Source organism: Ruegeria sp. YTSA219, from assembly GCF_059609985.1.
The window spans coordinates 296,280-310,100 of sequence record NZ_JBXWMT010000004.1 but is presented as its reverse complement, the minus strand read 5'-3'; the positions used below and the strand labels follow the sequence as shown (position 1 = coordinate 310,100).

General features: G+C 57.5%; 12 protein-coding genes. 3 read left to right on the top strand and 9 right to left on the bottom strand.

From position 1 onward, the window contains the following. Positions 1–8: 8 nt before the first annotated feature. Genes AC2FFB_RS08845 through ugpB form a run of 5 tightly spaced genes read right to left on the bottom strand, consistent with a single transcriptional unit; the run spans position 9 to position 5,109 of the window. Positions 9–944: a glycerophosphodiester phosphodiesterase family protein gene (locus tag AC2FFB_RS08845; RefSeq protein WP_496689194.1), complete on the bottom strand. Its 936-nt coding sequence runs from the start codon at positions 942–944 to the stop codon at positions 9–11. Then, positions 944–1,999, bottom strand: coding sequence for a sn-glycerol-3-phosphate ABC transporter ATP-binding protein UgpC (ugpC, locus tag AC2FFB_RS08840; protein WP_496874794.1), 1,056 nt, complete (start codon positions 1,997–1,999; stop codon positions 944–946). Before ugpC ends, AC2FFB_RS08845 begins: the two co-directional genes overlap by 1 nt. 3 nt (positions 2,000–2,002) lie before the next feature. Then, on the bottom strand, positions 2,003–2,839 hold the full coding sequence (ugpE, locus tag AC2FFB_RS08835; protein ID WP_281973021.1) for a sn-glycerol-3-phosphate ABC transporter permease UgpE: 837 nt from the start codon (positions 2,837–2,839) through the stop codon (positions 2,003–2,005). A gap of 20 nt (positions 2,840–2,859) precedes the next feature. Then, a complete protein-coding gene (gene ugpA, locus AC2FFB_RS08830) occupies positions 2,860–3,741 on the bottom strand; it encodes a sn-glycerol-3-phosphate ABC transporter permease UgpA (protein WP_142639899.1) in 882 nt (293 codons plus the stop codon). A 57-nt stretch (positions 3,742–3,798) separates the two neighbouring features. Next, a complete protein-coding gene (gene ugpB, locus AC2FFB_RS08825; protein WP_496689198.1) occupies positions 3,799–5,109 on the bottom strand; it encodes a sn-glycerol-3-phosphate ABC transporter substrate-binding protein UgpB in 1,311 nt (436 codons plus the stop codon). A 180-nt stretch (positions 5,110–5,289) separates the two neighbouring features. Between ugpB and AC2FFB_RS08820 the strand changes: the two genes are divergently transcribed. Further along, positions 5,290–6,195 carry a LysR substrate-binding domain-containing protein gene (locus tag AC2FFB_RS08820; protein WP_142639895.1) on the top strand — a complete coding sequence of 302 codons (906 nt, stop codon included), beginning with the start codon at positions 5,290–5,292 and terminating at the stop codon, positions 6,193–6,195. Between the two features lie 239 nt (positions 6,196–6,434). Further along, on the top strand, positions 6,435–8,414 hold the full coding sequence (locus tag AC2FFB_RS08815; RefSeq protein WP_282021800.1) for a bifunctional 2',3'-cyclic-nucleotide 2'-phosphodiesterase/3'-nucleotidase: 1,980 nt from the start codon (positions 6,435–6,437) through the stop codon (positions 8,412–8,414). A 116-nt stretch (positions 8,415–8,530) separates the two neighbouring features. Here AC2FFB_RS08815 and AC2FFB_RS08810 read toward each other — a convergent pair whose 3' ends face one another. The 4 genes from AC2FFB_RS08810 to paaG are packed head-to-tail and all read right to left on the bottom strand — an operon-like array spanning position 8,531 to position 11,679. Next, the gene (locus AC2FFB_RS08810; RefSeq protein WP_496689202.1) at positions 8,531–9,127 is read right to left on the bottom strand and encodes a TetR/AcrR family transcriptional regulator; all 597 of its coding nucleotides are present in this window, start codon (positions 9,125–9,127) and stop codon (positions 8,531–8,533) included. 3 nt (positions 9,128–9,130) lie between these two features. Continuing rightward, entirely contained in the window at positions 9,131–10,441 is a 1,311-nt protein-coding gene (gene paaK, locus AC2FFB_RS08805; RefSeq protein ID WP_142639891.1) for a phenylacetate--CoA ligase PaaK, read from the bottom strand. A 24-nt stretch (positions 10,442–10,465) separates the two neighbouring features. Then, positions 10,466–10,891 (bottom strand): hydroxyphenylacetyl-CoA thioesterase PaaI, encoded by a 426-nt coding sequence (gene paaI, locus AC2FFB_RS08800; protein ID WP_496874801.1) that lies wholly within the window; start codon positions 10,889–10,891, stop codon positions 10,466–10,468. Positions 10,892–10,893: 2 nt separating this feature from the next. Continuing rightward, on the bottom strand, positions 10,894–11,679 hold the full coding sequence (paaG, locus tag AC2FFB_RS08795) for a 2-(1,2-epoxy-1,2-dihydrophenyl)acetyl-CoA isomerase PaaG (RefSeq protein WP_281995146.1): 786 nt from the start codon (positions 11,677–11,679) through the stop codon (positions 10,894–10,896). A 121-nt stretch (positions 11,680–11,800) separates the two neighbouring features. Here paaG and AC2FFB_RS08790 point away from each other — a divergent pair, with 121 nt between their 5' ends. Next, positions 11,801–13,816 (top strand): FAD-dependent oxidoreductase, encoded by a 2,016-nt coding sequence (locus tag AC2FFB_RS08790; protein ID WP_496874793.1) that lies wholly within the window; start codon positions 11,801–11,803, stop codon positions 13,814–13,816. The last annotated feature ends 5 nt before the right edge of the window (positions 13,817–13,821 follow it).

Sequence of the window (13,821 nt, the reverse complement as noted above, 5' to 3'; positions counted from 1 at the left end):
CGGCTGGATCACACCCATCTCATGCCCAAATCCGACAGATGCCTTTGAACCCGTCCAGGATAGTCCGAGACGATGGCATCGACACCCAGATCAATCATCCTGCTGATATCCGCCGGTTCATTGACCGTCCATACGGCTACGCAAAGCCCAAGTTCTTTGGCAAGCGCGACGTCCTCAGAAATCACATCTGCGAAATACGGACACCAAAGCGCGCCGCCCGCTTGCTTGACCATTTGCGGGATTTTTTCGCTTTGGCCTCGAAAGTCCGGACAAACGGCCTTGGAGGAATCCTCGCCAAGGTCATCGGCATTTTCGGGAAGCTGCGTCAGGTAAGATGACGGCATGTCAGGTGCCTGCCGCTGACAGACTTCCAACAGGGTCCAGTCAAAGCTGTGCAGCAACACGCGATCGGATAGGCCAGCGGCCCGAACCTGCTGTACCACGCGTTCGACAAAGCGGTCCAGATAGGCCGCGTCATGGGCCAGATCCGGATCAGATTTCAGTTCGAGCATCAGATTGGCTTTGCCGTATTCCGGCCGATTGATCAGATCCAGCAGGTCCTGCAGCTTTGGCACGCGAACGCCGTCCAGTTGGGCCTGATCGGGGAACCGTCGACCATAATCCGAGTGTCCGTCCAAGCGCCCGATTTCGAACTGTTGAATCTGGTCGAAGGACAGGGACGAGACTTTGGGTTCTTTTCCGGTCAAAAACTGACCGCTGGCATCCCGAAAGGTCGGCGCGTGCAGCCGATGGTTATGGGTTATGACAGGTACATCATCCGCCGTCAGCACCACGTCAAACTCAAGAAGTGGAACCCCGATGGACAGCGTAAAATCGAAACCGATCATGCTGTTTTCGGGCAGGACGCCGCGTGCCCCCCGGTGCCCTACTACACGGATCAGGTTTTTACCGCCGCGAAACGCCTCGACCTGAGGGAAAGGCATCAGCCCTCGAGCCTTATGCCAGAGGTAGGGTCAAACAGATGCATATGCTCTGGCGCAACAGAAAAACGCATATTGGGATGACGGCCTTCGATCGGATGAACACCCGGAAGGCTGATCGTGATTGCCGCGCCAGAGCCTGACACCTGACCGTGCAGCAAAGTATTCGCCCCCAGCGGTTCGGATATCTGAACTACGACATCAAAGGGCCCGTTTTCATCAAAGAACAGATGCTCTGGCCGTATGCCCAATTTGAACGGGCCATCGGGCCCGCCTGATGGGCCAATCTCGGTATCGTTGATCCTGATCTTTCCGCCCTGTCGCTCTGCATCAAAGGTATTCATCGCCGGGCTGCCGATGAATTGCGCAGCGAACAGCGTCCGCGGCGTCTCATAGACCTCAAGCGGGGTGCCGATCTGTTCGGCAACACCACCGTTCATCACGATCATTCTGTCGGCCATGGTCATGGCCTCGACCTGATCATGGGTCACGTATAGCGAGGTGATACCCAGCTTTTCTTGCAGTTCGCGGATTTCCAGGCGCATCTGGACACGCAGCTTTGCATCCAGGTTTGAGAGCGGTTCATCAAACAGGAACACGGCAGGTTCACGGACAATAGCGCGGCCCATGGCAACCCTTTGGCGTTGACCGCCTGAAAGCTGACGGGGCTTGCGGTCAAGCAGCGGCTCAAGCTGCAACAGCTTAGCGGCCTCGGTCACCTTCTGGTCAATCTGAGCCTTGGGCAATCCGGCGATTTTCAGACCATAGCCCATGTTCTGGCGTACCGACATATGGGGGTACAGAGCATAGTTCTGGAACACCATTGCAATGTCCCGGTCCATCGGCTCCTTGTCATTGGCGCGCTCTTCGCCAATCCGGATTTCGCCGGATGTCACAGTCTCAAGCCCGGCCACCATCCGCAGCAAAGTGGATTTGCCGCAGCCGGAGGGGCCCACGATCACGATAAACTCGCCATCCGCGATATCGACGTCGATGCCATGAATGACGTCCGTCGGGCCAAAGCTCTTTTTGACGTTCGCAAGGGATACTGTTGCCATTTCTTATTTCTCGCTATCGACAAGGCCGCGGACAAAAAGCTTTTGCATCGACACCACCACAAGGACCGGTGGGATCATTGCCAGGATCGAGGTCGCCATGATCGTCGGCCAATGGGCAAAATCATCGCCCGAGGGGAACATCTGTTTGATGCCCATCACGATGGTGTTCATCTCGGGGTCGGTCGTGATCAGCAGCGGCCAGAGATATTGATTCCACCCATAGATGAACAGGATCACGAACAGGGCCGCGATGTTGGTTCGGCTCATCGGGATCACGATATCAATAAAGAACCGCATGGGGCGGGCGCCATCCACGCGCGCGGCCTCGGCCAGTTCGTCCGGGATGGTCAGAAAGAACTGGCGGAACAGGAACGTGGCAGTGGCCGAGGCGATCAGCGGAAAGATCAGCCCCGAATAGCTGTTGAGCATACCAAACCCGGCCACCACCTCGAAGGTCGGGACAATCCGCACCTCAACCGGCAGCATCAGGGTCAGGAAGATCAGCCAGAAAAACGTGTTCCGCCCGGGAAAGCGGAAATAGACGATGGCAAAGGCTGACAGGAGCGAGATGACGATCTTGCCCACGGCAATGCCAATCGCCATCACCAGGCTGTTGAACAGCATCGTTGCGACCGGGACGTTCACGCCTGAGAACAGGGCCGCCTTGTAATTCACCCAGAACTGATCACCTGGCACAACCGGCATCGGGGGCGAAATGATATCGGCCTGCGTGACGGTCGAGGCCACAAAGGCCAGCCAGATCGGGAAGAAGATGACCAGAACGCCAAGGATCATAAACGCATGGGTCAGCCACAGGCCCGCACCACGTTTCTCGACCATTCCATGTTGTTGGGCCGCCATCAGTAATGCACCCTCTTCTCAACATATTTGAACTGGATCACTGTCAGCAGGCCGACAACCACCAGCAGGATGACCGACTGGGCCGAAGACGACCCCAGATCTTGGCCCACAAACCCATCGGAAAAGACTTTGTAGACCAGGATGGTTGTGGCTTGTTGCGGACCCCCTCCGGTGATCGTGTGGATCACGCCGAAAGTTTCAAAGAAGGCATAGACAATGTTCACGACCAGCAGGAAGAACGCGGTCGGCGACAAAAGCGGCAGTACGATGGTAAAGAACCGGCGCCAAAAATGGGCCCCATCAATCGCCGCCGCTTCGATGACCGAGCGAGGCACGGATTGCAGCGCGGCAAAGAAGAACAGAAAGTTATAGCTGATGCGACCCCAGGCCGAGGCGACAACGACCAGCCCCATGGCCTCGGCATCGTTCAGGACGTGGTTCCAGTCATAGCCGAGCTGGCCCAGATACCATGCGACCACACCAACGCGGGTGTTGAACATGAACAGCCACAGCACACCCGCCACCGCGGGGGCAACGGCGTAGGGCCAGATCAACAAGGTCCGATACACGCCCGAGCCCTTGATCAGTCGATCTGCGATGACTGCCAGGAACAAGGCCGGGATCATCGAGCACAGGGTCACAAGCGTAGAAAACACCGCCGTCGTCACGAATGAGGCTCGGTAGTATTTATCGCTCAGCAGGAATTCGAAATTGCCCAGTCCGACGAACTGAGACGACAGCCCGAACGGGTCGGGAATGAACAACGATTGCCATACGGCCTGACCAGCAGGATAGAAAAAGAAGACGGCGGAAATGATGACCTGCGGGGCGATCAGCGCAAGCGGCAGCAGCCAGCCGCGAAAAATGACGCGTTTTTCCATTCTATTGGCCCACCAGAGTAGAATGCGGGCCCAACGAGGCCCGCATCAGATTACGACTTATTGATTGGCGGATTCGAACCGGCGCAGCAGCGCGTCACCGCGTTCCTTCGCACTGTCCATCGCCTCTTGGGCGGTCTTTTCACCGGCCCAGATGGCCTCAAGCTCTTCGTCGATGATGCCACGGATCTGGTCGAATGATCCCAGACGCAGACCTTTCGAGTTTGCCGTCGGCTCTTTCGCGGTCATCTGGATGACGGCGATGTCAGTGCCCGGGTTTTCGTCATAGAAACCAGACGCTCGGGTCGCCTGACCTGCCTCAGTAGTGATGGGCAAATAGCCGGTGTTCTGGTGCCAGGCCGCCTGAACGTCAGACGAGGACAGGAAGCTGAGGAACTCGCCGACGCCTTTGTATTCATCGGCCTCATGACCTTCCATGACCCACAGTGAGGCACCACCGATGATGGTGTTCTGCGGCTCGGCCGTGACAGCTTCCCAATAGGGCAGTGGGCGCACGTCGAAATCAAACTCGGCTTCGGCTTTGATCCCGGCGTATCCTGCCGAGCTTTCGGTGAACAGGGCGCATTCGCCGGACCGGAAGTTCGCACCACCTTCGTTGCGGCGGCCCGTGTAGATGAACTTGCCGTCCTTGGCCCAGTCACCCATCGCGGTCAGGTGCGCAACCTGGGCCGGACCGTTCAGCATCAGCTCGGTATCCAGACCGGCAAAGCCGTTATCCTGCGAGGCGAAGGGGACGTCGTGATAGGCTGACAGGTTCTCAAGATGAATCCAGCTTTGCCATGCAGTGACCAACGGGCAATCTTCACCACCGGCCTTAAGCTGCTCCAGCGTTTCCCCGACCTTTTCCCAGGTCGACAGATCGGTGTCAGGATCAACGCCCGCCGCTTCGAACGCATTGCGGTTGACCCAAAGAACCGGTGTTGACGAGTTGAAGGGCAGGGACAGCATGTCGCCATCCGTGGTCGTATAATACCCTTTGACCGAGCCGATATAGGCGTCCGGATCAAATGACGCACCGCTTTCAGCCATCACCTCATAGACCGGTTTGATCGCGCCCTGGGCCGACATCATAGTTGCGGTGCCAACCTCGAATACCATCAGGATCTGCGGTTGTTCACCGGCGCGGAAGGCGGCGATGCCTGCATTCAGGGTTTCCGAATAGTTGCCCTTGTGGCTTTCAACCACGACATATTCATCCTGGCTGGCGTTGAATTCTTCAACCTGAGCTTTCACAAGCTCACCCAGGCGGCCGGTAAAGGCATGCCAGAACTGAACTTCGGTTTGCGCCATTGCCGCGATCGGGGACAAGGCTGTCGATACGGCAAGAGCGCCAAGCAATTTCGTTTTCATGATTCCTCCCATGCATCAAAGGCGATGCTTCGTTGAATACCGAGCGCTACGCGTAATCGGCACACATGACGATTTCACGACGTTAACGTTACAGAAATATAATTCAAGCCTGATTTTCTGGCAAAAAATATAATACGATGTTATGAACTGACCGAGGTTTGCAGCAAAACAGGACGCTCCATGAGCCAAACCCTGAGAATTAGGCAGCTTGAGGCACTTATGGCGGTGACCGTCAATGGCTCGGTCACGGCTGCCGCATCCGATCTGGGGGTCAGCCAGCCTGCGGTCAGCAGGTTGCTTTCAGACTTGGAAAAATCGCTTGGGTTTCAACTGTTCGACCGCCGCGAAGGTCGATTGGTCCCAACGCAGGAAGTTCGCTATCTGCAACCCAGCGTAGAGCGCGTGCTGGAACTGATGCGGCAGATCTCGGATGTGAGTCAGGACATCACGCAACGCAAAGCCGGGCATATTCGCGTCGCCTGCCTTCCTGGCTTCGCCACCAGTCACTTACCAGACGTTGTTGCTGGATTTCTGAGCGACCGGCCTGGCGTCACCATGACGATAGAGCCGGATCGGCCCGAGCGCATCCTGGAGTGGATGATCGGCGAGCAATATGATTTCGGAATCACAGATGGGTTTAATGGCCACCCGGCTGTCGAAAGCACCCATATTGATATCCGCACAGTTTGCGTCTTTCCCGCAGGCCATGCGCTGGAAGACCTTTCGACCGTGACACCGGCAGATATTGCCGATCAGAAGATCATCCACACCCGGCGCGACAGCGACTTTTTCGCGCGCCTGTCGCGTGCATTTCAAAACTCGAATGTCGAACTGAACTCGCATATCGAGGTTCGGCAATTCACGGCCGCTTGCGAATTGGTGGTGAAGGGCGTTGGGGTGTCTGTCGTTAGCGAACTGGACGCAGTACAATATCAGAACAGGGGGTTGAGCTATCGGTCTTTCAGGCCATTTCTGCCTCATACGCTGTCGCTGGTGCGACCGGTTTTGAAGCAACCATCGCTGGTCACGCTGGAATTCATAGAACAGTTCAGCGACAGCCTTGGACCTTTCATCGCCGATCCTTAGCTGGATACAGTCGCAAGCGTTGCCCGATTGATTGCCTGAACGCGGCTTTGGGCATTGGCAAGATTTTACAAAAATCGAATTGAGACCCCGGGATTGCTTTACGCGCCCTGAAACTTGTGGGCAAACTGACTTGGTTCATGCCCAGTTCGACGCGTGGCAGGACCTGCCAGCCAGTGTCACACCACTGTTTCGCAGGGCCTGCACAAGTCGCGTCGACAAACGAAAATGAAAGGTGTCACATGCCATTTTCCAACCCCAGCTTGATGTCCCGCCGTCAGTTCCTTGCGACCACCACCGCCAGCGCCGCGGCCATTACACTTCACCCTTTTTCTGCGGCGGCTGCCAATAATCAGGCGCATTTACGGATAATGGAGACGACGGACATTCATGTGCATGTCTTCCCTTATGATTATTACGCCGACAAGCCTCGCGACACGGTAGGCCTCTCCCGCACCGCTTCGATCATCAACGGCATCCGGTCCGAGGCGACGAATTCTCTGCTGGTCGATAACGGAGACTTTCTGCAGGGCAACCCAATGGGCGATTACATCGCCTATGAGCGGGGGATGAAAGAGGGCGACAGCCACCCGATTATCACCGCCTTCAACACAGTCGGTTATGACGCCGCCACATTGGGCAATCACGAATTCAACTACGGTTTGGACTTTTTGGAAAAGGCGCTTGCTGGCGCGGATTTCCCGATTGTACTGGCCAACGTCGCAAAGGAACAGGGGGCAAACCCGCGTGAGGATAAAACGCTGGTCAAACCCTATGCGATTCTCGACCGCCAGATTGAAATGGGCGATGGCAGCAAACACCCGATCAAGGTCGGCGTCATTGGGTTTACGCCGCCGCAGGTCATGAACTGGGACCGCAAGCATCTCGAAGGCAACGTGCAGGCCCGCGACATTGTCGAGACAGCGCAGGCCTATGTGCCTGAGATGAAAGAGCAGGGCTGCGACTTGATCATCGCGCTTTCGCATTCGGGGATTGGCGATGCCGACCATTCCGACGGTATGGAAAACGCCTCGGTTGTGCTGGCCGGTGTTGACGGGATTGACGCGCTGGTGACCGGTCACAACCACCTTGTTTTCCCGTCCGAGACATTTGCCGACCGTCCCGGTATTGACGTTGCAAAAGGGACGTTGATGGGCAAACCCGCCGTCATGGGCGGGTTCTGGGGATCACATCTTGGCCTTCTGGACCTGCTGCTGGAGCGCGATGGGAACGAGTGGCGTGTGGTGACCACAACGTCTGAGGCGCGCCCGATTTCGGTTCGCAACGAAGATCGCTCGATCACGGCGCTGGTCGAGGACGATCAGGCCGTGCTGGCCTCGGTCGCGAAAGACCATGACGAAACCCTAGCCTATGTGCGCAGAGCGGTCGGCAAGACGTCGGCCCCGCTGCACAGCTATTTTGCGCTGGTAGCAGATGACCCGTCCGTTCAGATCGTGTCGATAGCGCAGAAATGGTACGTCGAAGAGATGATGAAGGGCACGGAACACGAAGGCCTGCCCATTTTGTCAGCCGCGGCGCCTTTCAAAGCCGGCGGTCGTGGTGGCCCCGAGTATTACACCGATGTCCCGGTGGGTGACGTGGCAATCAAGAACGTGGCCGACCTTTACCTTTATCCCAACACCGTGCGCGCCGTACGGGTGAACGGAGCGCAGGTCCGAGGTTGGCTGGAGCGGTCTGCCGGAATGTTTAATCAGGTCGAACCGGGCGCAAGCGACGCGGTCCTGCTGAACCCAGAGTTTCCGTCCTATAATTTCGACGTGATGGACGGTGTCACCTATCAGATCGACCTGTCCCAGCCATCGCGGTTTGGACCCAAGGGTGAAGAGGTCAACCCTGGCGCGGCCCGGATCGTGGACCTTGCCTTCAATGGTTCTCCGGTCACGGATGACATGGAGTTCATTATCGCCACCAACAATTACCGAGCGTCCGGTGGCGGATCTTTCCCCGGCGCGATGGGCGACACGGTTGTGTTCGAGGCGCCGGACACCAACCGCGACGTGATTGTCCGCTATATCGTCGAACAGGGCACGATTGACCCCAAAGCAGATGCCAACTGGTCGTTTGCGCCGCTGGACGGCACCACGGTCCTGTTCGAAACAGGCCCGAAGGCGCGTGACTATATGAGTGACGTCAAAGGTGTTTCGATTGAGGATGCCGGTGAGGGCGCAGATGGCTTTGCGGCCTTCCGCATCCAGCTGTAACAGATTGAAAGCAGGCTTATCCCCCTATTTCTGACCCAATGGTATGGATCGGAATTGGGGGGTGAGCCAAAATTATTCTGTTAGGCAACTGTCCTGCGAAGCGGCCCGTCCTGGGTCTAGAGTTTGCGTATTCCGTGGAGCGTTAGGGTGCTGACCAGATCAGCGTAATCCTCACGTGCTTTGGTGCCTGCGCCTGTGTTCCACATATAATACCAGTTCAGCATGCCAAAAACTGACATCGTGGCACCGCGCAGCTTGTCCTTGTCATCGCCAAACGAGTCCGGAGACAGGTCTTTCAGGATGTCCCGGACGAAATTCACTAGATCCAGCTGATACCCTCGTAAGAGCTTTTGCTGATCGTCGCGCAGGGCGTTCATGCCACTGATCTGCACCCGGTGTTCATCATCCGCACCCTGATAAGCGAACAGGATCTCACGCACGGTCTTTCGCAGCTTTTGCTCGGGTGTAAGACCCGCCAAATCGACCTCGCAAATGCGGTCGCGCAGCTCGCGCAGATAGGTTTCGAGGATGTCATACAGGATGGCATCCTTACTGTCGTAATAGTGGTAAATGTTAGCCTTGGAGATTCCGCACTCATTGGCCAAAAGGGTCATCGAGGCGCGATCAAACCCCTGGTCGGCAAACACTTTGGCTGCCGTTTTCAGGATTTGTTCCCGCTTTTGGTCGTGGTCTTTTGCGATTGTCCGGGCCAAGGCTTAATCCTTATCGCGGTTGTCGATGACGCGCTTCGCCTTGCCCTGAGAGCGTTCGACGTCGCCCGGCTCACCTACAACAATTTCGGTTGAAACTCCAACGATGTCCTTGATGCGTTTGGTCAGCATCCGGGCGGCCGCCGTCTTGGACATTTCATCGGTAGATCCCGGAGAGGCTTCGACAAAGACCCGCATGGCATCCATCCGGCCGGATTTATACAGCTCGACCTGGTAATAAGGCGCAAGGCCTCCAGTCGCCATGACCTGTTCCTCGATTTGGCTGGGAAAGACATTGACGCCGCGCAGGATCATCATGTCGTCGCTGCGGCCGGTGATCTTGGCCATGCGACGCATGGAACGGGCCGTTCCGGGCAGCAGGCAGGTCAGATCGCGCGTGCGATAGCGGATCATCGGCAGCCCTTCTTTGGTCAGGGTGGTAAAGACCAGCTCACCAGTTTCACCGTCAGGCAGTACTTCGCCGGTGGCGGGGTCGATGATTTCTGGCAGAAAGTGATCTTCCCAGATCACAGGGCCATCCTTGGTTTCGACGCATTCGCTGGCAACGCCGGGCCCCATGATTTCCGACAGGCCATAGATGTCGACCGCGTGCATGTCGAATGCAGCCTCGATTTCCGAGCGCATCGCGTCGGTCCAAGGCTCCGCGCCGAAGATACCAACCTTCAGAGAGCTTTCGCGCGGATCAAGGCCCACCTTATGGAATTGTTCGAGGATGTTGAGCATGTAGGATGGGGTCACCATGATCCCATCGGGTTGAAAATCTGTGATTAAACCAACTTGTTTTTCGGTTTGCCCGCCACCCATCGGAACCACGGTCGCCTCTAGACGTTCGATGCCGTAATGCGCGCCCAGACCCCCGGTGAACAGGCCATAGCCATAAGCGTTATGCACGATATCGCCCTTGCGCAGACCTGCGGCCCGCAGCGACCGAGCACCCAGATCGGCCCAGTTGTCGATATCGCCTTTGGTATAGCCCACAACGGTTGGCTTGCCGGTTGTCCCGGATGAGGCATGCAGCCGAACCAGTTGGCTGCGCGGCACGGCGAACATGCCGAACGGGTAGTTGTCACGCAGGTCGTTCTTGTAGGTGAAGGGAAATTTCGAAAGGTCAGATAACTGTTGCAGGTCATCCGGATGCACGCCGGCATCGTCGAAGCGCTGGGTGTATATTGGCACATTTTCGTAAGCGTGACGCAGGGACCATTTCAGACGCTCCAACTGGGTGGCGCGGATTTCGTCAACCGAGGCGATCTCGATCGGGTCCAGGTCAGCTTTGTTAGGGGACAGGTCCTCCATCGCGTTACTCCTTCGGTCGCGAAGCTATTCTTGAAAATTCGTGCCACCAATCGCGCGGGACATGCCGCGGAATTCGGCGACCACGTTGCTGTCTTGATTGGTGACGCGCACGTCATAGATGCCGCTGCGACCCGTAACCGAGACCTCGGTCGCGGTGGCCGTCAGGCGATCCCCCAGCTTGCCGGGGGCGAGATAGCTCATCATCGTGTGCTGGCCAACGGTCGCGTGATTACGGCTGTTGCAGGCAAAGGCGAAGGCGCTGTCGGCCAGGGCATGGGTCACGCCGCCATGGCACATGCCGTGCCCATTACAGTGATGCGCAACGACGGTCAGCGCCAGAACTGCGCAGCCTTCGTCCACCTCGACAAGCTCCATGCCAAACCATCTGCTGGCTTCGTCACTCGCCCACATCGCAGCGGCTGATTTGCTGGCACGTTCCTTTGGTGTCATCGTCATTTACCCTGAAAATTGGGCGCGCGCTTTTCAAGAAAGCTGGACACGCCCTCGGCATAATCCGCGCTTTCGCCGCAGATTTTCATCGCATCAGCCTCGAGTTCCAGATGATCAGACAAAGAGGTCGTCGCCGCTGCTTGGATACAGTGTTTGGTCTTGCCCAACCCAAGGGTCGGGCCATTGGCCAGTTGATCAGCCAGCGTACGAGCCTCTGCTAATAGCTGATCGTCGGGTATGGCTTTCCAGATCAGGCCCCAGTCTTCGGCCTGTTTGGCGGGCAGGGGCTGTGCGGTAAAGGCCAGCCCTTTGGCGCGCGCCTCGCCCAAAAGGCGGGGCAGGTGCCAGCTGCCGCCAGTGTCCGGTATCAGGCCGACCTTAGAAAAGCTCTGGATGAATTTCGCGCTTTCCGCTGCCAGAACCATGTCGCAGGCCAGTGCCAGATTGGCCCCGGCGCCGGCAGCGACACCATTCACCGCGCAGATGATAGGGAAGTTCAGCGACCGGATCAGCCGCACCAAAGGGGCATAGAAACTGCGGACGGTCTTGCCCAGATCCGGCGGCCCGTCCATTTTCGACGGATCGCGGTCGCCAAGGTCCTGGCCGGCACAAAAGCCACGCCCGGCGCCCGTCAGCAGCACTGCCCGCGCGCCTGTATCGCGCGCGGAATTCAAGGCAGCCTGAAGCGCATGATGCATGTCTTCGTTGAACGAATTCAGCTTGTCTGGACGGTTCAACGTAATCTCGACCCAGTTCCCGTGATTTTCTACAAGAATCGTATCGCTCATCACTGCCTCGGCCGGTATCGTTTCAACTTTATGATTGCATTAACCGAACGGTTGGTCAATATATAAACGCAAGCCGAATCTGAGCAAATCAAAGGGATGGGTTATGGCAAAATCGCCGGTGGTGAGCGTTGAGCGGAAGGGTGACGTTGCCTGGGTAACGATCAACAATCCGCCAGTGAACGCGACATCCGCTGCGGTGCGTCAGGGGTTGGCCGACGCGGTAGGTGCCATCAAAGGCGCGCGCGTGGCTGTCCTGCGATGTGCGGGTAAAACCTTTGTTGCCGGTGGCGATATGTCAGAGTTCGACGCCCCACCGGTTGAGCCACATCTGCCTGACGTAGTACAGATGATCGAAGACAGTGAAGTTCCCTTTATCGCCTGCATGCACGGTACTGTTCTGGGCGGCGGGTTCGAGATTGCCATGGCTTGCGCTTGGCGCATTGCCGCGTCGGGCACCAGATTTGGTCTGCCAGAGGTCAATGTCGGCCTGATCCCCGGGGCAGGGGGCACCCAGCGTATTCCCCGTCTTGTGGGGATGGAGGCCGCGATTGACATGGCCTGCCGGGGCGAGATCCTGACTGCAGAAACGTTACTAGGGCTGGGTGGCCTTGATCTTGTCGCTGAACAGCCTGAGGCTGCCGTTGAGGCCTTTGCGGCCGAACTGCCGCAGCGACCAGTGCCAGTCAGTCAGCGTAGCCTCACCAGCTTTGCACCGGACCTGATCGAGGTTTCGCGCGCGGAACTTTTGAAACGGTCAAAGGGTCAGCAGTCTCCGCTGGAAAATCTGACGGCATTGGGGTGGGCGACCGAACCCTTTGCCGATGCCTTGCCAAAAGAGCGCGTCCGCCATTTAGCCCTGCGCCAAGGTGCCGAAAGCCGAGCCCTTCGCCATGCTTTCTTTGCCGAACGGAGCGTGTCCAAACCTTCTTTGATCAGAGGCGTAACCCCGCGCGACATCAGCCGTATCGCGGTGGTCGGCGGCGGTCTGATGGGGGCCGGGATTGCAACCGCCGCCCTGAATGGGGGGTTTTCTGTCACGTTGATTGAGCAGAACGCCGAAGCCGCCGCGGCGGCCTTTGGGCGTGTTAAGGGTCTGCTCGAAGGCGCTGCCAAACGGGGAAAGCTGACTGAGGCGCAGATGCAGAGCCGTCTGAGCGCCTTTCGCGCCGTTGACAGCTATGCCGACGCACGGGATGCGCAACTGGCCATTGAGGCGGTGTTCGAGGACATATCTGTCAAACAGCAGGTTTTCGCGGAACTCGCCCGGCATATGGACACAAACGCAATTCTTGCCACCAACACATCTTATCTGGATCCAAACCAGATTTTCGCCGGTATCGACAGTCCGGACCGCTGTATAGGTCTACATTTCTTCAGCCCAGCCCATGTCATGAAACTGCTTGAAATCGTACATACCGGGTATTCGGACCCAGAGGTCATCGCCACCGGATTTGCGTTTGGCAAAAAGCTGGGCAAAGTGGCGGTCCTATCGGGCATTTGCGATGGCTTTATCGGCAATCGCATGCTGGCCGCCTATCGGCGCGAGGCTGATTATCTTCTGGCAGATGGTGCGCTGCCTTATCAAGTGGATCAGGCCATGCGCGACTTTGGTATGCCCATGGGTCCGTACGAATTGCAGGATCTGACCGGTCTTCAGATCTCATGGGCCAATCGCAAGCGCAATGCCGCAACACGCCCACCGGATGAGCGCTATGTCTCTGTGGCCGACCAGCTTTGCGAGATGGAGCGTTTCGGGCAGCGGTCCGGAAAAGGCTGGTATAGTTATGATGACGGCGACCGTACGCCGATCCGTGATACACAGGTCGAGGCTTTGATCGAAGCCAACTCGGCTGAACATGGCATCACCCGGCGCGCGTTTGCGAGCACCGAGATTTCGTCGCGCTTGATGGCGGTACTTGCGAATGAGGGCGCATTGATCATCGAAGAGGGTATCGCCGAAAACGCGATGGCCGTGGATATGGTCCAGATCCATGGCTACGGATTCCCGCGCTGGCGCGGGGGGCCGATGAACTATCGAGATGAAATTGGGGCGCAGCTGTCGCGGGAAATAATGGAGACCGTCGCCTCTGAAAGCCCCGGGTCTTGGAGGATTGCGAGGCAGACCACATCACCATGACTATT